Below are 26,899 nucleotides of genomic sequence, written 5' to 3'. Positions count from 1 at the left end.
GAGACATGGTGGAGAAAGTCTGGCTGAAGTCCTATCCCGATGGCGTGCCCGCGACCGTCGACCCCGACCAGTACCGGTCGCTCGTGCATCTGCTCGACGAGGCGTTCACGACCTTCGCGTCCCGTCCGGCCTATGCATGCATGGGTCGCGAGATGCGTTATGCGGAACTCGATGCGCATTCGCGCCATCTCGCCGCGTGGTTCCAGGGGCTCGGCCTCGCCAAGGGCGCGCGCATCGCGGTGATGATGCCGAACGTGCTGCAGTATCCGGTCACGGTCGCCGCGGCGCTGCGCGCGGGCTACGTGGTCGTCAACGTCAATCCGCTGTACACGCCGCGCGAACTCGAACACCAGCTCGTCGATTCGGGCGCGGAAGCGATCGTGATCCTCGACAATTTCGCGACCACGCTCCAGCAGGCGCTGCCGAAAACCCAGATCAGGCACATCGTGGTGGCGACGATGGGCGACCTGCTCGGCGCGGCCAAGGGCGCGCTCGTGAACTTCGTCGTGCGGCACGTGAAGAAGATGGTGCCCGCCTATACGCTGCCGGGCGCCGTGTCGTTCCCCGCCGCGCTGCGCGAGGGCGCGCGGCGCACCTGGCAGCCGGCCGAGCTCGGACACGCGGACATCGCGTTCCTGCAGTACACGGGCGGCACGACCGGCGTGTCGAAGGGCGCGATGCTCACCCATCGCAACGTGCTCGCCAACATCCTGCAGAACGACGTGTGGGGCCAGCCCGTGATGAACAAGGCGCCGCGCGTCGATCAGCTCGTGACGATGTGCGCGCTGCCGCTGTATCACATCCTCGCGCTCAATGCCTGCATGCTGATGGGCGCGCGCTGGGGCGCGCTGAACGTGCTGATCCCGAACCCCCGCGACATCCCCGGCTTCGTGAAGACGCTCCGGCGCTACCGGATCAACTTCTTCCCCGGCGTCAACACGCTGTTCAACGCGCTGCTCAATGATCCCGGCTTCGCGTCGCTCGATTTTTCGGGGCTGCGGCTCACGCTCGGCGGCGGCATGGCGGTGCAGGACGTGGTCGCCGAGCGCTGGCTGAAGGCCACCGGCTGCCCGATCCTGGAAGGCTACGGCCTGTCGGAAACCTCGCCCGCCGCGACCCTGAACCCGGCGACGCTCAGCACCCACACCGGCATGATCGGCGTGCCGATCCCGTCCACCGAGGTGGCGATCCTCGATGCGGGCGACCAGCCCGTCGCGCTCGGCGAGTCGGGCGAGATCGCGATCCGCGGGCCGCAGGTGATGGCGGGCTACTGGAACCGTCCGGACGAAACCGCCAAGGTCATGACGGCCGACGGCTTCTTCAAGACGGGCGACATCGGCGTGATGGATGCGCGCGGCTACGTCAAGATCATCGACCGCAAGAAGGACATGATCCTGGTGTCCGGCTTCAACGTGTATCCGAACGAGATCGAGGCCGTGGTCGCCGCGCATCCCGGCGTGCTCGAATGTGCGTGCATCGGCGTGCCCGACGCGCACTCGGGGGAAGCGGTCAAGCTGTTCGTCGTGCGCCGCGATCCCCTGCTCACGGCCGCCCAGCTGACGGACTACTGCCGGGAACAGCTGACCGCCTACAAGCGCCCCCGGCACGTCGAGTTCCGCGACAGCCTGCCGAAGACCAACGTCGGCAAGATCCTGCGCCGCGCGCTGCGCGACGGGCAGGAGCAACCCGCCTGAGGCGGCGGGCCGGGCGCCCTTCGCCCGGCCGGAAACACGACGGCCCGCGCTCGCAGATACGCGGGCGCGGGCCGTCGTGATGGCAGGGGCCGCCCGGCTTCGCCGGACGCCCCCTGCCGCTCACTTCGTCACTTCTTCACCGTGCGCTGGCGCACCGCCTCGTACAGGCATACGCCCGACGCGACCGACACGTTCAGGCTCTCGACGCTGCCCGCCATCGGGATGTTCATCACGTCGTCGCAGGTATCGCGCGTGAGGCGCCGCATCCCCTCGCCTTCCGCGCCCATCACGAGCGCCACCGGACCGTCGAGACGGGTTTCGTAGACGCTCGCGGTCGCATCGTCCGAGGTGCCGATCACCCACACGCCCGCATCCTTCAGCTCGCGCAGCGCGCGGGCCAGATTGGTCACGGTGATGTACGGCACGGTATCGGCCGCGCCGCTTGCGACCTTGGCCGCCGTCGCGTTCAGGCCCACCGCGCGATCGCGCGGCGCGATCACCGCATGCGCGCCGGCCGCGTCGGCCACCCGCAGGCACGCGCCCAGGTTGTGCGGATCGGTCACCCCGTCGAGCACCAGCAGCAAGGCGGGCCCCGAGATGCCGTCGAGCAGCTCGGCCAGATTCTGCGCGAGCGGAATGTCCTCGACCCGCGCCACCACGCCCTGATGCCGCTCGGTGTGGGCGAGCCCCCAGAGGCGGGTTTCGTCGGCCGCGATCAGGCGCACGCCGGCGTCCTTCGCGGTCTGCAGGAAGTCCTGCATCCGGCGATCGCGGCGCGTCTGGTCGTACAGCACCTCCGCGACCGTCGCCGCATCGTGCCGCAAGCGCGCGGTAACCGCATGAAAACCGTAGAGAACCTTCAGACGTGACATGGCTGGAACAACCTTCGATCAAACGTGCGATCGCGCAACCTGCGCGATCGCGATGAAAAAATGGAAAGCGCCGCGTTTCCGGCCGGCTGACCGGGAACGCGGCGTCTTCGATCAGGCGTGCCGGATTCGCGCGCGAATCCGGCGACGCTCAATGCTTGCTGCGCGGACGCACCTTCTTGGCCGCCGACTTCGCGGCGGGTGCGCCCTTCTTGCGCGCCGCGCCGCGCGCTGTGCGCGCGTCCTTCACGGCGGCCGTCGGCGCGCTCGGGGCCTTCTTGCGGCGCGCCGGCTCGTCGACAGGCGGCAGCGCGCGCACGCGCGGGCCGCCGGCTTCGCTCGCGGGCGGCGGCGCGGTGCGCCCGGTCTTCACCGGCGTATCGCGCACGAGCCGGAAGTCGATCTTGCGCGCATCGAGATCGACGCGGCTCACCTGCACCCGCACCCGGTCCGACAGGCGGTAGCGGATCCCGGTGCGCTCGCCGCGCAGTTCGTTCTTGATCTCGTCGTACTGGAAATAATCGGAACCGAGCTCCGTCACGTGCACGAGACCCTCGATGAACAGCGTGTCGAGCTGCACGAAGATGCCGAACGACGTGACGCCGTTCACCATCCCGCCGTACTCCTCGCCGAGCTTGTCGCGCATGAAATAGCACTTGAGCCAGGCCTCGACGTCGCGCGACGCCTCGTCCGCGCGGCGCTCGTTCGACGAGCAGTGCAGGCCCAGCTCTTCCCAGATCGCGGTGTTCGAACGCGCCCGGCCGCGCGACTCGTCGTCGGCCTGCTGCATCGCGCGGGCGCGCGGCGACAGCGCGGTGTTCAGCTCGACGCCGTCCGGCGCCTTCGGCGTGTACTTCTTGCCGGCCAGGATCGCGTAGATCGCGCGGTGCGTGAGCAGGTCCGGATAGCGGCGGATCGGGCTCGTGAAGTGCGCGTAGGCCTCGTAGGCGAGCCCGAAGTGGCCGATGTTGTCGGGGCTGTACACCGCCTGCTGCATCGAGCGCAGCAGCATCGGCTGCAGCATCTGCGCATCGGGCCGATCGCGGATGCGCGCCATCAGCGCGGCATAGTCGCTCGCGTGCGGCGTCTCGCCGCCGCCGAGCGTGAGCCCCATCCCGCGCAGGAACGTGCGCAGGTTCTCGAGCTTCTCGGCGGTCGGCCCCGCGTGCACGCGATACAGGCCCGGATGCTTGTTGCGCTTGAGGAAGTCGGCCGCGCACACGTTCGCGGCCAGCATGCATTCCTCGATCAGGCGGTGCGCATCGTTGCGCTGGCGCGGCACGATCTGCTCGATCTTGCCCTGCGCGTTGCAGACGATGTAGGTCTCGGTGGTGTCGAAGTCGATCGCCCCGCGCTTCTGGCGCGCGGCGAGCAGCGCCTTGTAGACGCCGTAGAGGTTCTGCAGGTGCGGCAGGAGCGCGGCGCGGCGCGCCGCCTCCGGCCCCTTGGTGTTGCCGAGCACCGCGGCCACTTCGGTATAGGTCAGGCGCGCGGCCGAATGGATCACCGCGGGGTAGAACTGGTACGCCTTGATCTCGCCGCGCGCGGTCACCACGATGTCGCACACGAGCACGCAGCGGTCCACCTGCGGGTTCAGCGAACACAGGCCGTTCGACAGCTTCTCCGGCAGCATCGGGATCACCCGGCGCGGGAAATACACCGACGTGCTGCGCTCGACCGCGTCGCCGTCGAGGCCGCTGGCCGGCTGCACGTAGTGCGACACGTCCGCGATCGCGACGATCAGGCGGAAGCCGTCGCCGCGACCGACCGCGACCGGCTCGCAGTACACCGCATCGTCGAAGTCGCGCGCGTCCTCGCCGTCGATCGTGACGAGCGGCACGTCGCGCAGGTCCACCCGGTAGCGCAGGTCGATCGGCCGCACCTTGTCCGGCAGCGACGCGGCCTCGCCGAGCGCGGCCGCGCTGAACTCGTGCGGCACGCCGTACTTGCGCACCGCGATCTCGATCTCCATGCCGGGATCGTCGATATCGCCGAGCACCTCGGTCACGCGCCCGATCGGCTGCGAATGACGGCTCGGGAAATCGGTCAGCTCGACCACCACCACCTGTCCGACCTTGGCCTTCTTCGCGTTCTGCGTGACCAGGATGTCGTGGCTGATGCGCTTGTCCTCGGGCGCCACGATCAGCGCGCCGTTCTCGTTCAACAGCCGGCCGATCACGCGCTTGTTCGCGCGCTCGGTCACCTCGACCACATGACCTTCGGGACGGCCGCGCCGGTCGTAGCCGACGATCCGCGCCAACACGCGATCGTTGTGCATGACCTTCTGCATCTCGCCGTTCGGCAGGAACAGATCGTCCTGGCCGTCGTCGCGAATCACGAAGCCATAACCGTCGCGATGGCCCTGTACGCGGCCCGCGACGAAGTTGGACGGATGGGTGAGCTGGTAATGACCACGCTTGTCGAGCCGGATCTGGCCGTCGCGCTCCATCGCGGCGACCCGCCGGAAAAACCCTTCGCGCTCCTGGCGCTTGATCGACAGCGCTTCGGCGATGTCGTTCGCGGCGAGCGGAACGTCGCTGGTCCGCAGCGCGCCGAGAATCTCTTCACGGCTAGGGATGGGATACGGATACTTGCTCAAGGGCTTGTCGATGGTTGTTCTCGTTGCGTTGGCTTGCGTTGAAACGGCAGACGCCGAATGCCGCCCCATTCTATCACCCGCCGTCGCGGCGAACGCCGGTCGTGCGGCAGCGGGCCCGGCGCACGACCGGCAACCCACGAAACAAAACAAAACGGAAACAAAGGTGTTGACAGGTGTTTCAACCCAGCTATAATTACGTTCTTCGCAGCAAACACACCGGCCCAGGTGGCGAAATTGGTAGACGCACTAGGTTCAGGTCCTAGCGGTGGCAACACCGTGGAGGTTCGAGTCCTCTCTTGGGCACCATCAGCTGTTTCGGCGTAAGTCGATGGTAACGAGAAACCCCGCAAGACTCTGTCTTACGGGGTTTTTTGTTTTCCGCGTCGCTTTCCGAATCCGCCCTGCGTTCCGCGGTCTTCTTTCCCTCCTGCGCGCGACCCATCCTCGCGGATCGGCCGCGCGCCCGCATGCCGACCGCTCAGGCGGCCGGCGCGCGACGCTTGAGCCAGGTCGCGCAGAACACCATCACCAGCAGCACGCCGATCAGCGCGTACGGCACGACCGGTTGCAGGTCGTACAGCGCGTTGCCGACGAGCGGCGCGATCACCATGCTGCCCCCCTGCGCCATCGACATCGCGCCCGCGCATGCGCCCTGCTCGGCCGGTTCCACCGCCGTGCTGGCCAGCGCCGCGACCGCCGGGAACGACGCGCCCATCCCGAACGCCGCCACCAGATAGCTCACGCCGATCAGGACCGGCTGCGCCGGCTCGACGAGCAGCACCGATGCAAATCCGAGCGCGCCGACGAGCGCGCCCCAGCGCAGCCATTGCAGCGGCGCGACGCGCGGCAGGCGGCCGACCAGCGCCTGGGTGACGATCAAGCCGAGCCCCGCGCTGCCGAGCGCATAGCCGGCCACGGCGGCCGCCTCCCGCGCCGGCACCTGCAGGCGATCGATGACATAGAAGCCCAGCGCGCTGTTCGCGATCATCACGACGCTGTAGAGCGCGAGCGCGCTCAGCCAGGGCACCCGGATCCGTGCGTCGCCGACCCGCAGCCGCGCCGGCGGCGCGCGGCGCGCCTGCCGCGCGCTCGCATCGTGCAGACGGCCGAGCCCCGGCAGACCGATCAGCGGCAGCAAGGCGAACACCAGCAGCGCGATGGCCAGGTCATGACGGCCGATCCAGCCGACGAGCGGCGGCGCGAGCACCATGCCGGCGGCGCCCGCCGCGCCGAAGCGCGCGAGCACGGCCCCGCGCGAGCGGACGTCGGTGTGATCGGCAATCCACGCGGTCGCGCCGACCGGCAGGCCCGCGAACCAGCCCCCCATCGCCGCGCGCGTGATCAGCAGCGCCGCGAGATTGAGCCCGAGCGCGGGCAGATGCTGCGCGCCGCCGCGCAACGCCCATCCGACGTAAGCGGCGAGACACAGAAAGGACAGGCTGAAGCCGACGATCGCCATCCGCATCACGGGAATCCGGCCGAGCACGTCGGCCGCGCGTCCCCAGCGCTGCGAGGTCGCGATCCACACGAGGCCGACCACGCCGATGACGAAGCCGACGTGCCAGGCCTGCAGATGCATCAGGCGGGCCATCGGGCCCGCCACCGCGACGAACGCATAGGTGCCCGCCATCATCGCGAAGTTCGCGAGCAGCAGCGGCCGCAACTGCCGGCTGGAACGGCTCAGGGTTGGCGCGGATTCAACAGAAGTCGTGGACATGGATTTCCTGGTAAGTGAAGCGGGCGCGGCTCAGCCGGCGCGCCGCGAATGGGCGAGCAGGCGTTCGCGCGCCTGCACGAGGGCCGCTTCGGTCGCATCCCAGCCGAGGCACGGATCGGTGATCGAGCAGCCGTAGCGCAACGACGCCGGATCCGCCCCGAGCGGCTGGTTGCCCGCCTCGATGAAGCTCTCGATCATCACCCCGCGAATCGACCGGTTGCCCGCGCCGATCTGCTCGACGACGTCGTCGAGCACCGCCACCTGGAGCGCGTGCTGCTTCGCGCAGTTCGCGTGCGAGCAGTCGACCACGAGATTCGCCGGCAGATCGCGCGCGACGAGCGCCGCCTCGGCCGCCGCCACGCTCGCCGCGTCGTGGTTCGGACCGTCGTTGCCGCCGCGCAGCACCACATGGCCGTGCGGATTGCCCTCGGTATGCAGCACCGCGGGCCCGCCGCGTTGGTCGATGCCGATGAACGCATGCGCGCGCCGGCTGCTCTGCAATGCATGGACCGCCACCTCCAGCCCGCCGTCGGTGCCGTTCTTGAAGCCGACCGGCATCGGCAACCCGGAGGCCATCTCGCGATGCACCTGCGATTCGGTGGTCCGCGCGCCGATCGCGGCCCAGCTCACGAGATCGCCGAGATAGTGCGGCGTCACGAGATCGAGCGCCTCGATCGCCGCCGGCAGGCCGAGCGTATTGACGTCGAGCAGCAGCTGGCGCGCGGTCGCGAGCCCCTCCTCGATGCGGTGGCTGCCGTCGAGCCGCGGATCGTTGATGAGCCCTTTCCAGCCCACCGTCGTGCGCGGCTTCTCGAAGTACACGCGCATCACCACGCAGAACACGTCGCGCACGCGCCGTGCGAGGCCCGCGAGCCGCCGCGCGTAATCGCGCGCGGCATCGGGGTCGTGGATCGAGCACGGCCCGACGATCACCATCCGGCGCGGATCGCGCCGTTCGAGAATCGCCTGCAATTGCCGCCGCCCGCTGTCGACGTTCGCCCGCACGACCGGCGTCGCCGGCAGGCGGCCGCGCAGCGCCTCGGGCGTCGGCAGCGGCGCGCCGACACGCTGGCGCCCCGCCCGCTCCGCTCGGCTCGGCGCGCATACCGCGCCGCTGCCGCCGTCATCCAGATACCACTCAAGATTCTTCATCGCTGCTTGCCTCGGGTAGGTCACGTCATGCGCCCAAGGTCGCGCCGCCGTCGACGGTCACGCTGTCCAGCGTGACGTGCCGCGCGGCGTTCGACAGCATGAACAGCACGACCGACGCGACATCGTCGGGGGCCGCGATGCGGCCGAGCGGAATGCCGGTCCGGTACGCGGGCAGCGAGCCCGCGATCACCGCGGCCGCGCCGGTCTCGTCGCGCCACAGCTGGCGCTGCATGTCGGTGTCGGTCGAGCCCGGCGCGACGATGTTGCAGCGGATCCCGTGGCCGGCCAGTTCGAGCCCGAGGCAGCGCGTGAACTGGTGCGCGGCCGCCTTCGACGCCGCATACGCGGCCATCTGCATGCGCGGCACGAGCGCCGCGTTCGAGCCGACCGTCACGATGCTGCCCGCGCGGCGCGGCGTCATCCGCTGCGCGACCGCGCGCGACAGGTGGAATACGCCATGTGTGTTGACCGCGAAACTGCGCAGCCAGGCGTCGTCGTCGAGCGTGTCGACGGTCGCGAGCCGCAGGATGCCCGCGACATTCGCGAGCATCCCGATCGGGCCCAGCTCGGCTTCGATCCGTTCGATCGTCGCGCGCACCGCCGCGCCGTCCGAGACATCGAGGACATACGGCTGGATGCGCTGCCCGGCTTCCGCGCCCTCGGCCGCGAGGCGCGCCAGCCCGTCCGCCTGCATGTCGAGCGCGGCGACGGCCACGCCGCGCGCGGCGAGCGCGCGCGCCACGGCCGCGCCGATACCCTGCGCCGCACCGCTCACCACCGCCACGGCGCCGGGAAATTCATCAGTCATGCGATTCATAGCAAACACTCCATCGATTATTGAGCGCCGTTCGCGCGCGTCAGGCGCGCGACCAGCTCGGCGCCGATCGCGGCCATCGGCGCGGGATCGGACATGCCGTCATGGGAACAGTCGAGCACACGGCAGTGCAGGCGGCCCGGGCGCACATGCGGCAGCCAGCTGTCGGGCGCCGGTGCCTCGGCGGGATTGCGCGCCGCGCGGAACAGCAGCAGCTCGCCGTCGTACGCGGGCGTCGCGCTCGCGCGGAACAGCCGCATCTGACGCAGGGTCTGGCCGACGAACGCGTCGAGTCCGTCCGGCCCAAGCGCGGCGAACGGGCTCGTCGGGCGCAACAGGCGCTGGCGCAGCGTGTCGTCCGTCGCCTCGGCGGTATCGAAGTCGCCGTTGACGGTCAGCAGGATCTGCAGCGCATCGCGCAGCGCCGGCTGGGGCCGTGCAGCCCACGCGGGCGGCGGATAGCTGTCCATCAGCGCGAGCAGGCCGACCTCGCGCCCCTGCGCGGCAAGCCGCGCCGCCACGCCGTGCGCGAGCGCGCCGCCGAGCGACCACCCGAGCAGGTAGTACGGGCCGTCCGGCTGCACCGCGCGCACGCGCTGCACGTAGTGCTCGACCAGGGCCTCGAAATCGGCCGCGCCGCGGGTTTCGTCGACCATCAGCTGCAAGCCGTGCACCGTCACGTCGGGCAGGTGCCGGGCAAGCCGCAGGTAACTCCACGCGAGCCCGTCGGCCGGATGAATACAGATCAGCGACGGCGCGCCGGCAGGCCCGTGCTGGATCGCGAGCGACGGCGCGAACGGCTCGGCCGCCCCGCCCGCCCGATACGGCAGCGGGGTCGACAGCGCGGCGGCCAGCGCGCGCACGGTCGCATGCCGGAACAGCAGCGACACCGGCACGTCGCGTCGCAATGCAACCGAAAGCTGCGCGGCGGCCTGGATCGCCTGCAACGACTTGCCGCCCAGGTCGAAGAAGTTCGACATCGGCGTCAGCGGCAAATCGCCCAGCACCTGCCGCCACGCATGCATGACCTGCCGTTCGAGCGGCGCCTGTGCGTCGTCCGCGCCCTCCGCCGCGCGCGCCTCCGGCTGCGCCGCCTGCTGCAGCGCCTTGCGGTCGGTCTTGCCGTTCGGATTGCGCGGCAGTTGGTCGAGCACGCGCCATACGTCGGGGATCGCCGCGGCCGGCAGCGCCTCGACGAGCCGCGCGCGCAGCGCCTGCACATCATCGGTTCCCGCGACGAACGCAGCCAGCGTGTACAGCCCCGCGCCGCGCGCGAGCGCCACCACCGCGGCTTCGCGCACGCCGGGCATGCCGAGCAGCAGGTTCTCGATTTCGAGCGGCTCGATCCGCACGCCGCTGATCTTCACCTGATGATCGATGCGCCCGTGAAACCGCAACTGCCCCGCTTCCCATTGCGCGAGATCGCCGGTGCGATAGCCGCGCTCGCCGCCGTCGGGCAGGCTCACGAAGCGCGCGGCGGTCAGCTCGGGACGGTTCAGATATCCGAGCGCGAGCGCCGGACCGCTCAGCACCAGCTCGCCGACCCGCCCGGCCGCGACGGGATACAGGCGTTCGTCGACGACCCGCGCGACGAGCCCGGGACGCGGCGCGCCGATCGGCACGGGTTCGCCCGGGGTCCAGTCGGGCCGCGGCCCGGCAAGCTGCGCCGTGGTCGCGATGATGGTTGCTTCGGTGGGCCCGTAGGTGTTCAGCAGCACCTGCGCGGGCAGCAGCTCGCGCCAGCGCGCGACCCGCTCGGGCAACGCCGCCTCGCCGCCGATGATCGTCAGGCGCACCCGCGCGAGACGTCGCGCCGCGTCGGTCTCCAGTGCATGCGCGACGACCTGCCAGTAAGCGGTCGGCAAGTCGAGCACGGTGATCGCGAGCCGCTCGACCGCCTCGGCGAAGCACGCGACCGAATCGAGCATCGCGTCGTCGCGTAACACGAGCGTCGCGCCGTGGCATAGCGCGATGAAGATCTCCTCGAGGCTCGCGTCGAAATGCAGCGGCGCGAACTGCAGCACCCGGTCCGCCGGCTCGACCTCATACAGTCCGCGCGTGCTCGCGACGAACTGCGCGAGCGCGCCGCGCCCGACCAGCACGCCGTTCGGCGCGCCCGTCGAACCCGAGGTGTACAGCAGGTACGCGGGCTGGTCCGCCGGCGGCGCGCCGCAGCACGCGACGCGCGGCGCCGGCGCGGCGGCCGCCTCGTCGAGATCGAGCACCGGCAGCGCGCCGGCCTGCCGCCGCCAGGCTGCGCGCGTCAGCACCCAGTCGGGCGCCGCATCGGCCAGCATCGCCGCCGTGCGCTGCGCGGGCCCGTCCGGATCGACCGGCACGAACGCCGCGCCCACCCACAGCACCGCGAGCATCGCGACCACCGCATCCGGCGAGCGCGGCGCGAGGATCGCGATCCGGCGGCCCGCCCCCGCGCCGCGCTGCGCGAGCACCGCGGCGAGCGCCTCGACGCGCGCGAGCAGCGTCCCGTAGTCGAGCCGCGCGTCCGGCGACTCGATCGCGAGCTGGGCCGGCGTCCGCGCCGCAGCCTGCCGCAGCAACGCCAGCACGTCGACGGGCGGCGTCGCGAGCGGCGCACCCGCGCAGATCGACGGCGCGGGAAGGCCGTCGAGCAGCGCCGCGAGCGGCGCGTCGGCCGGATGGGCGGCGAATGCGTGCAGCCAGTCCGACAGGCTGGCCGCCAACCCGGCCAGGCGGGCGCGGTCGTAGGCGTGCGGATTCGCCTCGAGCGTCAGGCACCACGTGCGTTCGCGCACGGCAAGCGTGAGATTGAAATCCTTCACCGGCCCGCCGCTGACGGCGCGCATCCGGCTCGTCACGCCGGCGAACGCGACCTGTCGCTCGAACGGCATCAGGTTGACCGCCTGGTTGAACAGGAATTTGTTGCGTTCGAGCAGGCCCAGATCGCCGCGAATCCAGCCGTAGCGGTAATACAGATGCGGGCGCATCTCGCGCAGCGCGCGCGCGATCTCGCCCGCCAGCGCGCGCGGCGTCGCGTCCTCGCGCACGCGCACGCTGATCGGCACGATGTTCATCGCCATGCACGGCACCGCGAGCGCCGGCGTGCCGAGCCGGTTCATCACGGGCAGGCCCAGCGTCAGCTCGCGCTGGCCGCCCGTCTTGCCGAGCCACAGGCCCAGCGCGCCCAGCAGCCACGCGCCCCAGTCCACGTCGAGCGCCTCGGCCGCCGCGCGCCAGCGCGCCGCCGTCGCGACGTCGAACTGCAAGGTCTGGCGCAGCGCGGTCGGCGCGGCCGGCTGCGGCGGCGCGAGCCGCAGCGGCGCGGGCACGTCGCGCAGCCGCTCGCGCCAGAATGCCTGGTCGCGGTCGAATCCGCCGTTGCGCCGATAAGCCTCTTCCGCCGCCACCACCGGATCGATCCGCCAGTCCGGCAGCGCCGGCGGCGCGACGCCCGTCGCCCGTGCGTTGTAGCGCGCGGCGACGGCCTGCTGGACCAGGCTGTAGCCGAAGCCGTCGAGCGCGATGTGGTGCACCTGCAGGTACCACCAATGGCATGCGGGGCCGAGCTTCAGCAGCGCCGTGCGATACAGCGGCGCCGAGGTGACGTCGCACGGCACCGCCAGCGCGGCCTGCATCCAGGCAAGCGCGGCCTCGCGCGGATCGGCGTGCGCGCCGAGGTCGACCAGCGGCACTTGCGCCGCGGCCGGCACGCGGCATTGCCAGAGCGTGTCGTCGCCCCATTCGAAGCGCATGTGCAGGCTGTCCGCACAATCGAGCACCGCTTGCACGGCCTGTGTGAACGCGGCCGCGTCGAGCGCGCCGTCCAGTTCGATCGCTTCCGCCGTCAGGTAGCCCGGATCGTCGGGATCGACCTGCTGCGCGACCCAGATGCCGTATTGCGCCGAGGTCGCGCGCAGACGTTCAGTGATGTGCTGCATGGGACAGGTATCCGCGAAGTAAGAGGGAAAACATGCGCGCCACGTCCGTCAGCCGCGTTGCCAATCGATCACGAGCTGCTTGTTGCGCGCCATCAGCGCCAGGTGCTCGTCCATCACGTACTGGATCTGCTCCAGCTTGTCCGTCGAGTCGGCCTCGCAGCGCAGGCTCAGCCGGTCGTCCGCGCGCGTGACGTGGCACTTGCCATAGGGAAAATCGATCGCGGCGCGCGTGTCGTCGAACACGACCGGCACCTTGATTGCGTAGTGCTTGCACATCTTGAAGAGCACGCGGTCGGCCTGTGGCACGGTGATTTCAGCGGTACTGACGAGCATGGGGATCAGGGTTGGCAAAGAGGGTGAGGACAATCGTTCCGCCCGGGCGCGGATCACGCGGGCACCGCGGCCGGACGCCGCAGCAGCGCCCACCACGCAGCGAGCGTCGGCGTCTGCGCGAGCTGCACGAACTCGACGTCGCGCCCCGCGCCGCGCCACGCCTCGACGAAGGCCATCAGCCGCACCGAGTCCAGTCCGCAATCCATCAGGTTGTCGTCGGGGCGCAGCTCGCTTGCCGCGACCCGCAGGCTGCGCGCAACCTCGGCCGTCAGCGCGTCGAGCGAATTCGGCGCGGCGCCCGCGGCGCGCGCGGCGGCGTCGGTCAGGTCCGCCGTGCGCACGGCCATCCCGCAGCGGCGCGCGACATAGTCGAGCGCCATCTGGTGCTCATGCGCGGAAAAATCGGCCAGCGCATCGGCGACGAAGAACGGCTGGATGTCCTTCATGAACGCTTCGCACGCGGTCATCAGGCAGCCGATATGCGCATAGACGCCGCAGATCACGAGCTGGTCGCGTCCGCCATCGCCCAGCAGCTGGTCGAATGCCGAACGCTGGAAGGCGCTGTAGCGCCACTTGTCGAGCACCTGGTCGCCGGGCTGCGGCGCGAGCGCCTCGCAGATCGCCGCGCGCTCCGGGTGTGCGGTGAGGCCCGGGCCCCACATGTCGTTGAGCAGCGCGCGCGCCTCGGCGGTCTGCTCCGGCAGCTGGGCGGTGTAGTACACCGGCATCCCCGCTGCGCGCGCGAACGCGAGCAAGCGCGCGACGTTGGCGAGCAGCTCGGGAATCGGCGCGGCGGCGCGATCGTAGAAATCGACGAAATAGTCCTGCATGTCGTGCACGAGCAGCGCCGCGCGACGCGGCTCGAACGGCCACGACACCCGGTTCTCGGGCAGCGCGGCGGGCATCGGATAGGAAAGGATCTTGGGAATAGCCATGGTCGTCACAAGGAAAAGTAGGAATGGCAAGCGCGGGCGCGGCCCGCCCGGCGCTCACCCGGCCGCGTGCTCGAACGCGGCGAGGCGCGCCGCGATGTCGGCGCGCAGCACCTGTTTGTTGGTTTTGCCGACGGCGGTCTTCGGAAACACGTCGACGAATTCGATCCGGTCGGGGATCTTGTAGGCGGCGATCCCCTGCTCGCGCAGGAATGCCAGCAGCGTCGGCGCGCGCAACGCCGCGTCGGCGCGGATCACGTAGGCGCAGCTCTTCTCGCCGAGATACGGATCCGGCATCGCGACGAGCGCCGCATCGACGACGCCCGGATGCGCGATCAGCAGATGCTCGACCTCTTCCGCCGACACCTTCTCGCCGCCGCGATTGATCTGGTCCTTCGCGCGCCCCTCGACGACCAGATAGCCGTCTTCCGTCATGCGCACCCGGTCCCCCGTCCGGTAGAACCCATCGGATGTGAACGCGCGTGCGTTGTGCGCCTCCGCGCGGTAATAGCCGCGAATCGTGTAGGGGCCGCGCGTCAGCAGGTTGCCGATCGCGCCCGGCGCGACCGGCCGGTCCTCGTCGTCGACGATGCGGATCTCGTCGTCCGGCGAAATCGGCCGGCCCTGGGTCTGCGCGACGACCTCGCGCGGGTCGTCGAGCCGCGTGTAGTTGACGAGCCCCTCGGCCATCCCGAACACCTGCTGCAGGCGCGCGCCCAACATGGTGTCGACGCGTCGCGCGAGCGTCTCGTCGAAGCGCGCGCCGCCGACCTGCACGAGCCGCAGGCTCGTCAGCGCGGCCGGCCCGCGCGCCGCGGCCGACAGCCAGACCGGCACGAGCGGCGGAACCAGCGCGGTGATCGTCACCCGTTCGCGCGCGATCAGCCCGAACGCCGCCTCGGGGCTGCCGCCGTCGCACAGCACGACGGTGCCGCCCGCATGCAGCACGCCGAACGAGCCCGGCGAGCTGAGCGCATAGTTGTGCGCGGCGGGCAGCACGCACAGATAGACGCTGCGTTCGTCCAGCCCGCAGATGCGCGCGCTTTCGCGCACGCTGTACAGGTAATCGTCGTGCGTGCGCGGAATCAGCTTCGGCGTGCCCGTGCTGCCGCCCGACAACTGCAAAAACGCGACCTCGCCCGCCGTCGGACTCGCGGGCAGCGGCGCGTGCGCGTCGCGCAGGCTGTCGAGCGCGCGGTGCTCGCCCGCCTCGCCGACGATCAGCACGTGCGCGAGGGTCGGCGCCTCGGCCCGCACCTCGGTCGCGAGCGCGCGATAGTCGAAGCCGTCGTGGCAATCGGCCGCCACGTAGGCGACGGCCTCCGCATGACGGCAGAAGTAGCCGATCTCCTGGCGCCGATGCGCGGGCAACGCGAACACCGGCAGCGCGCCGATCCGGAACAGCGCGAACACGACCGCGAAGAACTCGACCCGGTTCGGCAACTGCACGACGACGCGATCACGCGGCCCGATGCCGAGCGACACGAAGCCGCGCGCCAGCCGCTCCGCCTCGTCGGCCAGCCGCCGGTAGCTCCAGCGGGTCCCGCCGTGCACGAGCGCGGTGCGCGCGCCGAAACGCTCGACCTGCTGCGCGAGCCATTGATCGAACGACTGCCCCTGCCAATAGCCCTTGCGTCGATACGCGTCCGCGCAAGCGGTGGGCCACGGCGTGCCGAGCGCCAGCGTCATGCCGCCTCCTGCTGGTCCGCCGCGCCGTGCGCGACGCCCATCGCGTCGAGCATCGTGCGGAACTTCGCGCTCGTTTCGGCCAGTTCGCTGTCCGGCAGTGAATCGCCGACCACGCCCGCGCCGGCGAACAGGCGCAAGGCCGCGCCTTCCGCTTCCGCGCAACGGATCGTGACGATCCATTCGCCGTCGCCGCGCGTGTCGACCCAGCCCAGCATCCCGGTGTAGAAGCCCCGGTCGAACGGCTCGGTCTGCAGGATCAGTTCGCGCGCGACGCTGCGCGGGTAGCCGCAGACGGCCGGGGTCGGATGCAGCGCGAGCGCGAGCGTCAGCGCGTCGGCGTCCGTTTCGCCTGTCACTTCCGTGGACAGATGCCACATCGTCTGCGTATGGACCAGCGACGGCCGCGCCGGCACATGCAGGGTACGGCAGAGCGGCGCGAGCGCATCGCGCACCGCGTCGACCACGACGCGATGCTCGTCCAGGTCCTTCGCGGATTCGAGCAAGGCCTCGGCGCGCCGCCGGTCCTCGATGGGGTCGCTGCTGCGCGGCGCGGAGCCGGCCAGCGGATTGGCCCGCACCACGCCCTGAAAGCGGCTGACCAGCAGTTCGGGGCTCGCGCCGAGCAAGGTCCGCCCGCCGCCCAGATCGACCGAGAACGTATAGCCATGCGGATTGCGCGCCGCGAGACGCGCCAGCAGCGCGCGCGCATCGACCGGCGCCTCGCCCGTCAGCTCCAGCGTGCGCGCCAGCACGACCTTGTCGAGATGGCCCGCGCGGATGTTCGAGACCGCCCGCGCGACCCCTGCCGCGTAATCGTTGCCGGCGGGCACCGGCCGCGTGCGGTAGCGGCCGGCGCCCGCCGGCTGCGCGGCCACGGCCGCGGTGACGGCAGGCCGCGCGCGCGCCAGCGAGCGCGCCACCCGCAGCGCCGCCGGCCGCTCGACATCGAACGGCACGGCGCCGACCACGGCGGCGTCCGCATGCCCGGATTCGCGCGCGCGCGTCAGCGCCTGCCGCACACGCTCGCCGAGCGGCGCATCCGAGTGCGGGACCTCCGCGACGACGTCCCGCGCCAACAGCACATGCGCGGGCGTCGCAAGAAAGAGCGGCGTCGCGGGATGATAGTCATCGTCTATATTCAGTTCTACCAATGAAAAAGGCATATCGGATACGGCGTTCATGCCATGCACCTCCAAAAAAATGAAATTCACCGGGATGGAATCGCCCGCCCTGCCGACCGCTGCCGGTTGCCCCGAACAGCGGCCGGCGGACGCGTCACATCTCCGCCGTCAGGCTGACTGCGACGCGGCGCCCCTGATCCACGAGCCAGTTGCCGCTCAACCCGCTCGCCCGGCTGCGGTCGTCCACCGGCACCATCCGGTTCGTGACGTTGAGCAGCGCGACGTTGAGCGAGAAATGCTTCGAGATCCGGTAGCGGCCGCCGAGATCGAAGGTCGTGGTCGACGGCCGCTCGCGCACGCCTTGCGCGCCGTTGCGGAACGCCGCCCAGTATTCGTTGCCGATGTAATTGATGTCCGCGTACAGATCCAGCTGCGGCGTGGGCGTCCAGCCCAGCTCCACGTTGAACTTGTGCCGCGGCGTCTTGTCGAGCGGATAGCCGTTCAGCGACCCGCCGTTGAACGCGCGCTCGCCGCTGCCCTCGCGCCGCGACTGCGTCAGCGTGTAGGTGCCCGAGATCCGGAACTGCTTCGCGACGCGCGTGCCCGCGCCAAGTTCCAGCCCGTACAGCTTCACGCGATCGACGTTGTCGTACACATAGATGTTGCGGCCGGGCGAACGACTGTCGGCGACGCCCGTGTCGTAGCTGACCACCTTGTTCTTGAACAGGTTGTTGAACAGCGTGAGGCTCGCGTGGCTCTCGCCGCTGTCGTAGCGCACGCCCAGCTCTTCCGTCAGGCTGGTCTCGGGCTTCAGCGCCGGATTGCCGCACAGCGTGCCCGCCACCGCGCCCGCCGCGCCGCCCGAGGTCATGCAGTAGCCGGCCGTGCTCTGGCGCAGCGTCGGCGGCTTGAAGCCGGTCGACACGCCGCCGCGCACCGTCACCGTCGGCGTCAGCTTGTAGACGCCGTACACGCGCGGGCTCACGTGGCTGCCGTAGCGCTCGTCGTGGTCGAGCCGCACGCCGGTCGTCAGCGTGAAGCGGCTGTTGAAGAAATAGTCGTTCTCGCCGAACAGCGCCCAGGCATTGCGCTTGATGCTGTCCGAGTTCCCCGCGTACCCCTTCGGCACCGCGTCCTGCATGCCCGCGCCCGACAGCCTCGACCAGATATGCTGCCCGCCCACCGTCAGGATGTTGCGCTCGCCCCACCACGGCACCTCGAGCTTGCCCTCGAGCACCGTATCGGTGATCGCCGGCTTGATCGGCGAACGCGCGAGCGACGTCCATTGGTCCTGCGTGCCGCGCTCGCCGTACAGCGACAGCGTCGACTGGCCGAAGTCCCAGCGGCCGTTGTGCGTGATGCCCCAGTAGTCGCGCACGTGGCGCGTCTCGGTCACGGTCGTCGCGAGCGTGCGCGGCGTGACGGGCGCGATGCTCTCGCCGGGCGTGCTCAGGTAGGTGAGCTGCTCGCGGCCCGCATTGATGCTGAGATCCTGGTTGCGCGCCGGCTTGGCGGTCAGCTTCACGTCGAAGCTGCCGATGCGCTGGCCGTTCGCGCCGCCCGTCGCGCTGAGCGGATAGTAGATGTGGTCCTCGCCGCGATGCAGCGCGCGGCCCGACACCTGCAGGCCGAGCACATCGGCCTTGAGCGGACCGCCCACCCAGAAATCGACGCTCTGCGTATCGCCCTGATCCGACTCCAGCTGCCAGACGCTGCCGGCGGTGACCGTGCCGCCCCACTTCTTCGGCACCTTGCGGGTGATGATGTTGATCACGCCGCCCATCGCATCCGCGCCGTACATCGACGACATCGGGCCGCGCACGACCTCGATGCGCTCGATCGCGCTGAGCGGCGGCAGCAGGCTGGCCTGCACACCCGACGAACCGCGATTCATGGTCTCGCGGGTGTTCTGGCGGCGGCCGTCGACGAGGATCAGCGTGTATTCGCCCGGCATCCCGCGAATCGAGATGTCCTGGTCGTTCGGCGTGGCGCCGACCACGCTCACGCCCTCCACCGTGCCGACGATCTCGGCGACCAAGGTGTACGGCTTCGCCTCGATGTCCTCGCGGGTGATGACGGAAATACTGGCGGGCGCGTCCTTGATCGCCTGCTCGCGCTGGCTGGCCGTCACGACGACGGTGCCGAGCGCGTGATCAGGCAGCGCCGGATCGGCCGCCTGCGCGGCGACGCCCGACGCACCGAGCGCGCACAAGCCGGCCACGACGGCCGGCTTCAAGGCAAAGCTTGAGACATGATTCGACATGACGGTGCTTTCGATAACGATAAATAAAATTGATTCTCATTTACATTATCGAAGATGAAAGCAGCCGGAATGTTTGCGTAAGAAACGAATTTGTTTGCCGTAAGCCGCGCCGTTCAGTGCCGCCCGCTGCTGCGCGCGAGTTTCGGCGTCACGCCGAAGCGGCGCTTGTAGGCGGTCGCGAAATTGGCGGCGCTCGTGTAGCCCGCGAGCGCCGCCGCCTGCTTGACGCTGATCGCGTCCTGCTCGAGCGCGAGCCGCGCGCGCTGCAGGCTCTGCTCGCGCAGGAAATCGAAGATGGTGGTGCCGTAGGCGCGGCGGAACTGCCGCTGCATCGCGTTCGCGTTCATGCCGGCGTGGCGCGCGATGTCGTCGAGCGACATCGCGTGCGCGGCGTCGCTGCCCAGGAACACGCGCAATTCCGCCATGCGCCGGTAAGCGCGCGAGTCGAGCGGCGCGTCCCGCTCCGCGGCCGGCGCGACCGCCTCGATCTGCAGCGACGAGAAGGCTTCGGCCAGCAGGTCGAGCACGCGCCCCTCGAGATAGATCGCCTGCAGCATCGGCGCGTAGGCGGGCGGACGGACGATCTGTTCCGCGAGCGCCATCGCGCGCGGCGTCGGTCGCCAGAATTCGATCGACAGATGCCCGGACAGGAGCGAGCCGAGCCGCTCGGGCATCGCCGCGTGGCTCGCGGCCTGCAGGTGCCGCAGCCACTCGCCCGACATGCCGAGGCTCAGCCGGCGCGCATAACCGCCCTTGCTGATCCGGCGCCGGAAGATCTCGGGCTCGACCGCATTGACGAGGAACGACTGCGAGCGCTCGGCCGCGCCGCGCCGCGCCGCGGTGGCCAGGACCACGCGCCGGTCGCCGTACGACACGTCGAGCCGCCCCTCCAGCAACAGCACCAGATGCAGCCCGGGCGAACACTGCCCGGACACCGTCGCATCGAATTCGTCCATCGCGTCGTCCGCATGCACCCTCAAGCCCGGCCGCACCTCGCGCAGCTTCGCGACATGCGCGGCATGGCCCGGCTCGTGGTTCCCGTTGATTTCCCGTTGCACACCCATTTTTCCAGCCCCCGGCTACGTTCGCGCCGCGCCCGTCAATAGGGCTGGCGCAAATCATTTCGTTGTTTTGCCAAACAAAACCGCATCGCTGCGACACGCTTGTCCGGTTAAAATAAAATGCGAATCATTATCATTTATCGTATCGGGATTGGCGTGATAAAGACAAGCAAATTTTGGCTGGCGGCCTGCGCGTGGATGCTGGGCAGCCTGTTCCTCCAGGCCGCGGCCCACGCGGACGTCGCCGTTACCGACCTGGCGGGCCGTACCGTCAAGATTCCCGACCGCGTCGACCGGGTGCTGCTCGGCGAGGGCCGCATGCTGCCCGCGCTCGCGATCGTCGAAAGCGGCGATCCGAGCCGCCGCCTCGTCGGCATGATGGGTGATTTCGAACAACTCGACGCGGCCGGCTACGCGCAATGGCAGGCCCGCTTTCCGCATCTGAAGGACGTACCGCGCATCGGGCGTTCGCAGTCGGGCAGCTTCAGCGACGAACGCGCGCTCGCGCTGCGGCCGCAAGTGGCGATCTTCGGGCTCGGCGGCGGCCACGGCCCCAGCGAGCGGGATCGCGAAACACTCGCGCGGCTCGAGGCGGCCGGCGTCGCGATCGTGTTCGTCGATTTCCGTCACGACCCGCTCGGCAACACGCCGCGCAGCATGACCCTGCTCGGCCAGGTGTTCGGCGCGCCCAAGCAGGCGGCGGCGTTCAACACCTATTGGCAGCAGCAGCTCGATCTCGTCCAGCAGCGCCTGAAGCAGGCAAAGGCGCCCGCCCCCACCGTGTTCCTCGAAAGCCGGGTCGGCCTGTCGAGCGGCTGCTGCGACACGATGACGGGCATGCTCGGGCGCCTGCTCGACGCGGCGGGCGGCAACAACATCGCGAAGCCGCTGATCCCGGGCGAGCACGGCACGCTCAATCCGGAATTCCTGCTCGCCAAGCAGCCCGACGTCTACATCGGCACCGCGGTCGGCTCGATGCAGACCGTGCAGAGCGCGCCGCAACGCATCGCGCTCGGCGCGGGCGTCCCGGCCGACGTCGCGCGGCGCTCGCTCGAACACGTGCTGCAGCGGCCGAAGATCGCGTCGCTGCGCGCCGTGCGCGAGGGCCGCGCCCATGCGGTCTGGCATCACTTCTACAATTCGCCGTTCAACGTCGTGGCGGTGCAGGCGATGGCCAAGTGGCTGCATCCCGACCTGTTCGCCGATCTCGATCCGCGCCGCACGCAGGAAGAGATGTATCGCCGCTTCCAGCCGATCGCGCTGCAAGGCGAATACTGGACGAGCGTCGGGCGCTGAGATGCCGCATCCCGTCCATCCGACGCGCCGCGCGCTGCTGCTCGCGAGCGCGGGCGCCCTGTCCGGCTGCATCGCGCCCGTGGCGTCGCTGCCGCGCCCCGCCGGCAACGGCGACTGGCCCGGCCTGAGCGCCGCCCGCCCCGTGACGATTCCCGGCAGCCATCAGTTCGACATCGCGTTCGACGGCCGCATGCGGCGCATCTTCGTGGCGCTGCCCGAGCAGCACGCGCCGCCCGAGGGCTATCCCGTGCTGTACGCGCTCGACGGCAATGCGTCGTTCCCGCTCCTCGCGCCGCTCGCGCGCCAGTACGCCGCGCGCCCCGGCGCGCTGCGGGGCGCGCCGCCCATCGTGGTCGGCCTCGGCTACGCCACCGATGCCGCCTACGACATGGACGCGCGCACCAACGACTACACGCTCGCGCCGCACGCCGGCCGCCCGCGCGCGGATGCCCTGCTCGATTTCCTCGAACACGGGCTGCGCCCCTGGCTCGCCCGGCAGGCGTCGCTCGATCCGCATCGCCAGACGCTGTTCGGCCATTCGTACGGCGGACTGTTCACGCTGTACGCACTGTTCACGCGCCCCGCGCTGTTCAGCCGCCATGTCGCGGCGAGCCCGTCGATCTGGTGGGGCGAGCGCGCCTTGCTGCCCTACCGCGACCGCTTCATCGGGCAGGCCGCGCCGCTCGCCGCCCCGACCACCGTGCTCGTGACCGCAGGCGGTCTCGAGGAAGGCGCGCCGCATCCCGATCCGGAACGCGCGCGGCGCCAGGCCGAGCGCCGGCAGGTCAGCTCCGCGCGCGAACTCGTGCGGAGCCTGCAGCGCGTGCCTCAGTTGCGGGCGACGTTCCGCCTGCTCGACGGCGAAGACCACGGCGGCGTGATGCCGCGCAGCGCGGCGCTCGCGCTCGGCGTCGCCTGCGCCCCTACGGAGGCATCGGCATGAGCGCGCCCGCCGTCGCCGCGCAGCGCTCGCTGCGCGGCCGCTATCGCGCCGTCGCGCTGCGGCGCCTCGCCGCGCTGGGCCTGCTCGCGGTCACGCTCGCCGCGCTGTTCGCCACGGATCTCGCGACCGGCCCCTCGCCGTTCCCGCTGCGCGACCTCGTCGCCGGCCTGCTGCATCCGGAACGGCTGGCGCTCGAACAACACGTGATCCTGTGGGACGTGCGGCTGCCCTACGCGGTACTCGCCGTGCTCGTGGGCAGCGCGCTCGGCCTGGCCGGCGCGGAAATGCAGACCGTGCTGAACAACCCGCTCGCGAGCCCGTTCACGCTCGGCCTGTCGGCCGCCGCGAGCGTCGGCGCGTCGCTCGTCGTGATCAGCGGCTGGCAGCTCGTGCTGTGGAACGAGAACCTCGCGCTGTCGCTCGGCGCGTTCGGCTGCGCGGTCGGCGCGACGCTGCTCATCATCTGGCTCGCGTGGCGGCACGGCGCGACCACCGAGACCGTCGTCCTGTTCGGCATCGGCCTGATGTTCAGCTTCGAGGCCCTGCTCTGGCTGCTCCAGTTCATCGCGGACAGCAACGCGCTCCAGCAGATCGTGTTCTGGAGCATGGGCAGCCTAGCCCGCGCGAGCTGGAGCAAGATCGCGATCCTGTCGTGCGTGCTCGCGCTGTGCGGACTCTGGTCGGGCACCCAGGTCTGGACCATGACGGCGCTGCGCGCCGGCGAGGAACAGGCGCGCAGCATGGGCATCGCGGTCGAGCGGCTGCGGCTCCTGACGCTCGTGCGCATCAGCCTGCTGTCGGCCACCGCGCTGTCGTTCGTCGGCACCATCGGCTTCGTCGGGCTGGTCGGCCCGCACATGTCGCGCCTCCTGGTCGGCGAGGATCATCGCTACTACCTGCCGGGCAGCGTCCTGGCCGGCGCCATCATGGTGTCGGGCGCGTCGATCCTGAGCAAGACGCTGATCAGCGGCGTCGTGCTGCCGATCGGCATCATCACCGCGCTCGTCGGCGTGCCGCTGTTCATGCTGCTGATCACCCGACGCCGGAGGCGCGATGCATAACGTCGACCCCACACTGCGCATCGTCGGCGTCAGCGTCGCGTACGGCGCGCGCACGATCGTCGAGCGCCTCGCGCTGCCGCCCATCGCGCCGGGCTGCATGGTCGCCGTGCTCGGCCCGAACGGCGTCGGAAAATCCACGCTGTTGCGCGCGCTGGCGCGCCTGCTCCCCGCGCGCGGCGAGGCGATGCTCGGGCCGACCGACCTGCTGCGCTGCGCACGGCGCGACCATCTGCGCTGCGTCGGCTACCTGCCGCAAAGCCTGCCCCAAGCCTCGTCGCTGCTCGTCTACGAAGCCGTGAGCGGCGCGTTGCGCGCCACTTGCGGCGGCCTGGGCGAGCACGAGCACGATGCGCGCGTGCAAGCGGTGTTCGCGCAATTGCACCTGCATCCGCTCGCGATGAAGTCGCTCGACCAGCTGTCGGGCGGCCAGCGTCAGATGGTCGGGCTCGCGCAGGTGCTGATCCGTCACACGCCCTTGCTGCTGCTCGACGAACCGACGAGCGCGCTCGACCTGCGCTGGCAATTGCTCGCGCTCGAAGCGATGCGCGACGCGGCGCGGCGGCGCGGCGCGATCGTGCTGGTCGCGATGCACGACCTGAACCTCGCGTCGCGTTTCTGCGACCGGATGGCGCTGCTGGGGCCGCACGGCCTGCTCGCCTGCGGCAGCCCGGCCGAGGTGCTGCAGGTCGAGCACGTGCGGCGCGCCTATCAGGTCGAGGCACGGATCGAGCGCACCGCGAGCGATGACTGCGTCGTCCTGGCCGAGCGCGCGCTCGCGCCTGCCGCCGAGATCGAGGTCGATCCGGTCGCGTGACGTGCGCAGGGACCTCGCCCGGCGGCCACCACGAGGCGTTCGCCCGCCGGGTGAACCGCTCACGCCGTGACCGCGGGCGAACCGAACCAGCGACGAAGCGCGGCCTCCAGCCCGTCCATGTCGTTCTCGTCGCCGGCCCAGGCGACGCAGGCATCGGGGCGGATCAGCATCGACGCCCCCCGCTCGACGGCGATGCAACGCACCCGTCCGGTCGCGGCCGCAACACGTCCGGACGCCGCCCCGTCCAGCGACGCATCGAGAAAGACGCCGCGGCCGTCCTGCATGAGCGCGTAGAGCGAACCCTCACCGTCGCCCCGTTCGATCGGCCGGTCGCCGATCGAACGCCCGACCTCGTCGAGCGCCGACCCGAGATCGTAGCGGGTGGACAGGCCGCTCATCATCTCGCCGACAAAACGATTGACCTCATCGAATTGCATGAGGTGCGCCATCAGGTCCCGCATCGCGCCGGCCTGCGGATCCGGCCGCAGGATGGCGACCTGGGCCAGCGTGTTCGCCATCACGGCCTCGGCCACCGGCCGGCGCTCGCTCGTATAGGTATCGAGCAGGCTGTCCGGCTGCTCGCCGCGAATGACGGCGGCGAGCTTCCAGCCAAGGTTCGCCGCATCGCCGAGACCGAGGCTCAGGCCCTGGCCGCCGAACGGCGAATGGACATGCGCCGCATCGCCGGCAAGCAGCACGCGGTCCCGGCGGTAGCGGTCGACGAGCCGCGTGTTGTCCGCCCATCGGCTCCCGCTTTCGAGCGCATTCACCCGGACGTCGACGCCGCTGACGCGGCGCAGGACCGCCTCGATTTCCTCGCGCGTGATGCTTGCCTGCCGATCCGCCGGGGGACCGCTGAAGTCCAGCATGAACAAGCGCCCTGGGAGCGGCCCATAGGCGAATACGCCACCGGTTGTGCGATACCAGCCGAACGACGGCAGGCATCCGGGCGGATCGATCTCGGCGACGGCCTGATAGAAGGTCATCGTGGGCGCGGTGCCGGGGAAATCGAAACCGGCGAGCTTGCGCACGAGGCTGCGCCCGCCGTCGCAGCCGACGAGATAGGCGCAGTGCGCCCGGCCGCCGCCTGCCGGAGCGGACCACGCCACCTCGACGCCGTCCGCCCGCTGCGCGAGGCGCGTGACCTCGCATGTGCGCCGCACCTCGATCCCGAGCGACCGCGCACGGTCGGCCAGCATGGCTTCGAGGTCGGGCTGATCCACGGCCCGCCCGCGCCGCTGCGGCTCTTTTTGCGCATCCCTGCGGATCAAGGCCAGGCCCGCGAAATGACCGCTGAACTTCGACGCGCGACTGCGCAGATCCACCCCGCTTTGCGCCGCGAACGCCTCCATCGTCGCCATGCTGCGCGCCTCGGCGGAGGCGATCGCCTCCGCCATGCCACGCCGCGCCAGCGCTTCGCATCCCAGCGCGCCGAGCGACAAGGCCTTCATGGCCCGGCTCGCGGCGGCCAGACGCTCCAGCACCAGCACACGTGCACCGCCCAGGGTCAGTTCGATCGCGGTCAACAGTCCGACCGGCCCCGCGCCCACAATCACCACGTCGATCGTCTCGTTCATATACTTAATCAAAATATGTACTGAGTATACAAACTATGCTATCGTCAGCGCCATGTCAATGCCACCTGATCGTCGATCCCGTAAGCGCCTCGCCACGCGGCAAGGCATCTCCAATGTCGCGACCCGGCTTTTTCTCGAACGGGGCTTCGAGCACGTCACGGTGGACGAGATCGCGGCCGCCGCCGACGTCGGCCGGATGACCGTGTTCAATCACTTCCCGCGCAAGGAGGACATGTTCTTCGATCGCGACGAGGAAGGCCGTGCGGTTCTGCTCGAAACGCTGCGGGCGCGCGACCCGCGGGTCGCGCCGATCGAGGTGCTGCGCCTGCTCGCGCATCGGCTCGTGGCCGAGCGCAGCCCTTATGTGCGTTTCTCGCCCGAAAGCCAGGGCTTCGTGGCGACGATCGAAGGCAGTGAAACCCTCAAGGCCCGGGCCCGCGCGATCCGCGGCGAGATCGCGCAAACCGTCGCGGCGGCGCTGACCGAGTGCGTCGGACGGGCGCCCGGCGATCCTGCAGCGCATCTGGCGGCCGGGTTGCTGCTCGCGACATGGACCGTCGCGCTCATCGAAGCGCATCGCGCCTTTCGGGACGGGCAGGATGCGGCGCAAGCCGAAGCGACCTTTCTGGCCCTGGTCGACCAGGGCAGCGCCGGCCTGAACGCGGCCCTGGCCGGCACGCCTTACGCCTGAACACGGGAAGTCCGCGCGAGCACGGCATGGCGCGCGTCCGCCGATCCTCGCGGCCAATGGGGATCGGTTACCGCCGCCCCGCCCTCGCCTCGGCGATTGCACGGGAACGCCCGCCGGAACCTCCGCGATCAACGCCGCGTATGCCCTTGCCAAGTTTTTTGTGGTCTCACCCTAAAATACTGTTGACATGTTCCATCACTCATATACAATTGCGGTCTTGCTTGATTGATGCAAGACGTGCCCAGGTGGCGGAATTGGTAGACGCACTAGGTTCAGGTCCTAGCGGTGGCAACACCGTGGAGGTTCGAGTCCTCTCCTGGGCACCATTTATTTCTTCAGCGGCTTTTTCGAAAGCG

The 26,899-nt window shown here is 70.2% G+C and carries 19 protein-coding genes and 2 tRNA genes; 8 read left to right on the top strand and 13 right to left on the bottom strand.

Going from position 1 to position 26,899, the window contains the following annotated elements; all coding sequences use genetic code 11:
- Positions 1-8: 8 nt before the first annotated feature.
- The gene (locus AC1RQF_RS18900; protein WP_492872698.1) at positions 9-1,694 is read left to right on the top strand and encodes a long-chain-fatty-acid--CoA ligase; all 1,686 of its coding nucleotides are present in this window, start codon (positions 9-11) and stop codon (positions 1,692-1,694) included.
- A gap of 128 nt (positions 1,695-1,822) precedes the next feature.
- Here AC1RQF_RS18900 and rlmB read toward each other — a convergent pair whose 3' ends face one another.
- Positions 1,823-2,566 carry a 23S rRNA (guanosine(2251)-2'-O)-methyltransferase RlmB gene (gene rlmB / locus AC1RQF_RS18895; RefSeq protein WP_274003471.1) on the bottom strand — a complete coding sequence of 248 codons (744 nt, stop codon included), beginning with the start codon at positions 2,564-2,566 and terminating at the stop codon, positions 1,823-1,825.
- A gap of 148 nt (positions 2,567-2,714) precedes the next feature.
- Entirely contained in the window at positions 2,715-5,162 is a 2,448-nt protein-coding gene (rnr, locus tag AC1RQF_RS18890) for a ribonuclease R (RefSeq protein WP_274003473.1), read from the bottom strand.
- Positions 5,163-5,381: 219 nt separating this feature from the next.
- On the opposite strand from rnr, the gene AC1RQF_RS18885 reads away from it, so the two are divergent.
- Positions 5,382-5,468: transfer RNA gene (locus AC1RQF_RS18885), tRNA-Leu, on the top strand.
- A 172-nt stretch (positions 5,469-5,640) separates the two neighbouring features.
- On the opposite strand, the gene AC1RQF_RS18880 is transcribed toward AC1RQF_RS18885, so the two are convergent.
- From AC1RQF_RS18880 to AC1RQF_RS18835, 10 genes are all read right to left on the bottom strand, one after another.
- Positions 5,641-6,879, bottom strand: a complete 1,239-nt coding sequence (locus AC1RQF_RS18880) for an MFS transporter (protein WP_492872685.1) — start codon at positions 6,877-6,879, stop codon at positions 5,641-5,643.
- A gap of 30 nt (positions 6,880-6,909) precedes the next feature.
- Positions 6,910-8,031 (bottom strand): 3-deoxy-7-phosphoheptulonate synthase, encoded by a 1,122-nt coding sequence (locus tag AC1RQF_RS18875; protein WP_492872684.1) that lies wholly within the window; start codon positions 8,029-8,031, stop codon positions 6,910-6,912.
- 25 nt (positions 8,032-8,056) lie between these two features.
- Positions 8,057-8,848: a 2,3-dihydro-2,3-dihydroxybenzoate dehydrogenase gene (locus AC1RQF_RS18870; protein ID WP_274003480.1), complete on the bottom strand. Its 792-nt coding sequence runs from the start codon at positions 8,846-8,848 to the stop codon at positions 8,057-8,059.
- Positions 8,849-8,865: 17 nt separating this feature from the next.
- Positions 8,866-12,762, bottom strand: a complete 3,897-nt coding sequence (locus AC1RQF_RS18865; protein WP_492872683.1) for an amino acid adenylation domain-containing protein — start codon at positions 12,760-12,762, stop codon at positions 8,866-8,868.
- Between the two features lie 48 nt (positions 12,763-12,810).
- Positions 12,811-13,095: a DUF2218 domain-containing protein gene (locus AC1RQF_RS18860; protein ID WP_274003483.1), complete on the bottom strand. Its 285-nt coding sequence runs from the start codon at positions 13,093-13,095 to the stop codon at positions 12,811-12,813.
- 53 nt (positions 13,096-13,148) lie between these two features.
- Positions 13,149-14,030, bottom strand: coding sequence for an isochorismatase (locus AC1RQF_RS18855; RefSeq protein WP_492872682.1), 882 nt, complete (start codon positions 14,028-14,030; stop codon positions 13,149-13,151).
- Between the two features lie 54 nt (positions 14,031-14,084).
- Complete coding sequence (locus AC1RQF_RS18850; RefSeq protein ID WP_274003486.1) at positions 14,085-15,716, bottom strand: (2,3-dihydroxybenzoyl)adenylate synthase; 1,632 nt, start codon at positions 15,714-15,716, stop codon at positions 14,085-14,087.
- Positions 15,713-16,897, bottom strand: a complete 1,185-nt coding sequence (locus AC1RQF_RS18845; protein WP_492872681.1) for an isochorismate synthase — start codon at positions 16,895-16,897, stop codon at positions 15,713-15,715. The genes AC1RQF_RS18850 and AC1RQF_RS18845 overlap by 4 nt, the downstream gene beginning before the upstream one ends.
- A 94-nt stretch (positions 16,898-16,991) precedes the next feature.
- On the bottom strand, positions 16,992-19,100 hold the full coding sequence (locus AC1RQF_RS18840) for a TonB-dependent receptor domain-containing protein (protein ID WP_492872680.1): 2,109 nt from the start codon (positions 19,098-19,100) through the stop codon (positions 16,992-16,994).
- 113 nt (positions 19,101-19,213) lie between these two features.
- Entirely contained in the window at positions 19,214-20,092 is an 879-nt protein-coding gene (locus AC1RQF_RS18835; RefSeq protein WP_274004317.1) for a helix-turn-helix transcriptional regulator, read from the bottom strand.
- Between the two features lie 267 nt (positions 20,093-20,359).
- Between AC1RQF_RS18835 and AC1RQF_RS18830 the strand changes: the two genes are divergently transcribed.
- The 4 genes from AC1RQF_RS18830 to AC1RQF_RS18815 are packed head-to-tail and all read left to right on the top strand — an operon-like array spanning position 20,360 to position 24,275.
- Positions 20,360-21,457 (top strand): ABC transporter substrate-binding protein, encoded by a 1,098-nt coding sequence (locus AC1RQF_RS18830; RefSeq protein ID WP_274004318.1) that lies wholly within the window; start codon positions 20,360-20,362, stop codon positions 21,455-21,457.
- Position 21,458: 1 nt separating this feature from the next.
- Entirely contained in the window at positions 21,459-22,400 is a 942-nt protein-coding gene (locus tag AC1RQF_RS18825) for an alpha/beta hydrolase (protein ID WP_492872679.1), read from the top strand.
- Entirely contained in the window at positions 22,397-23,461 is a 1,065-nt protein-coding gene (locus AC1RQF_RS18820; RefSeq protein ID WP_274003493.1) for a FecCD family ABC transporter permease, read from the top strand. Before AC1RQF_RS18825 ends, AC1RQF_RS18820 begins: the two co-directional genes overlap by 4 nt.
- Positions 23,454-24,275, top strand: coding sequence for an ABC transporter ATP-binding protein (locus AC1RQF_RS18815; RefSeq protein ID WP_492872678.1), 822 nt, complete (start codon positions 23,454-23,456; stop codon positions 24,273-24,275). The genes AC1RQF_RS18820 and AC1RQF_RS18815 overlap by 8 nt, the downstream gene beginning before the upstream one ends.
- Before the next feature lie 59 nt (positions 24,276-24,334).
- Here the strand turns inward: AC1RQF_RS18815 and AC1RQF_RS18810 are convergent, their stop codons facing one another.
- Positions 24,335-25,852, bottom strand: coding sequence for an FAD-dependent oxidoreductase (locus AC1RQF_RS18810; protein ID WP_492872677.1), 1,518 nt, complete (start codon positions 25,850-25,852; stop codon positions 24,335-24,337).
- A 58-nt stretch (positions 25,853-25,910) separates the two neighbouring features.
- On the opposite strand from AC1RQF_RS18810, the gene AC1RQF_RS18805 reads away from it, so the two are divergent.
- Both AC1RQF_RS18805 and AC1RQF_RS18800 read left to right on the top strand, forming a co-directional pair.
- Entirely contained in the window at positions 25,911-26,543 is a 633-nt protein-coding gene (locus AC1RQF_RS18805) for a TetR/AcrR family transcriptional regulator (protein ID WP_274003500.1), read from the top strand.
- A gap of 239 nt (positions 26,544-26,782) precedes the next feature.
- Positions 26,783-26,869 (top strand) — tRNA-Leu (locus AC1RQF_RS18800).
- Positions 26,870-26,899 lie beyond the last annotated feature (30 nt).

It is taken from the genome of Burkholderia sp. GW821-FHT14F03 (assembly GCF_058803765.1).
The sequence above is the reverse complement of the archived record's forward strand: the minus strand, read 5'-3'. Positions and strand labels throughout refer to the sequence as shown.

Excerpts from the sequence above, each read along its gene's own strand:
- rlmB (WP_274003471.1), bottom strand. The coding sequence starts at position 2,566 with ATGTCACGTCTGAAGGTTCTCTACGGTTTTCATGCGGTTACCGCGCGC.
- AC1RQF_RS18880 (WP_492872685.1), bottom strand. The coding sequence starts at position 6,879 with ATGTCCACGACTTCTGTTGAATCCGCGCCAACCCTGAGCCGTTCCAGC.
- AC1RQF_RS18875 (WP_492872684.1), bottom strand. The coding sequence starts at position 8,031 with ATGAAGAATCTTGAGTGGTATCTGGATGACGGCGGCAGCGGCGCGGTA.
- AC1RQF_RS18870 (WP_274003480.1), bottom strand. The coding sequence starts at position 8,848 with ATGAATCGCATGACTGATGAATTTCCCGGCGCCGTGGCGGTGGTGAGC.
- AC1RQF_RS18865 (WP_492872683.1), bottom strand. The coding sequence starts at position 12,762 with ATGCAGCACATCACTGAACGTCTGCGCGCGACCTCGGCGCAATACGGC.
- AC1RQF_RS18860 (WP_274003483.1), bottom strand. The coding sequence starts at position 13,095 with ATGCTCGTCAGTACCGCTGAAATCACCGTGCCACAGGCCGACCGCGTG.
- AC1RQF_RS18855 (WP_492872682.1), bottom strand. The coding sequence starts at position 14,030 with ATGGCTATTCCCAAGATCCTTTCCTATCCGATGCCCGCCGCGCTGCCC.
- AC1RQF_RS18850 (WP_274003486.1), bottom strand. The coding sequence starts at position 15,716 with ATGACGCTGGCGCTCGGCACGCCGTGGCCCACCGCTTGCGCGGACGCG.
- AC1RQF_RS18845 (WP_492872681.1), bottom strand. The coding sequence starts at position 16,897 with ATGAACGCCGTATCCGATATGCCTTTTTCATTGGTAGAACTGAATATA.
- AC1RQF_RS18840 (WP_492872680.1), bottom strand. The coding sequence starts at position 19,100 with ATGTCGAATCATGTCTCAAGCTTTGCCTTGAAGCCGGCCGTCGTGGCC.
- AC1RQF_RS18830 (WP_274004318.1), top strand. The coding sequence starts at position 20,360 with ATGCTGGGCAGCCTGTTCCTCCAGGCCGCGGCCCACGCGGACGTCGCC.
- AC1RQF_RS18825 (WP_492872679.1), top strand. The coding sequence starts at position 21,459 with ATGCCGCATCCCGTCCATCCGACGCGCCGCGCGCTGCTGCTCGCGAGC.
- AC1RQF_RS18820 (WP_274003493.1), top strand. The coding sequence starts at position 22,397 with ATGAGCGCGCCCGCCGTCGCCGCGCAGCGCTCGCTGCGCGGCCGCTAT.
- AC1RQF_RS18815 (WP_492872678.1), top strand. The coding sequence starts at position 23,454 with ATGCATAACGTCGACCCCACACTGCGCATCGTCGGCGTCAGCGTCGCG.
- AC1RQF_RS18810 (WP_492872677.1), bottom strand. The coding sequence starts at position 25,852 with ATGAACGAGACGATCGACGTGGTGATTGTGGGCGCGGGGCCGGTCGGA.
- AC1RQF_RS18805 (WP_274003500.1), top strand. The coding sequence starts at position 25,911 with ATGCCACCTGATCGTCGATCCCGTAAGCGCCTCGCCACGCGGCAAGGC.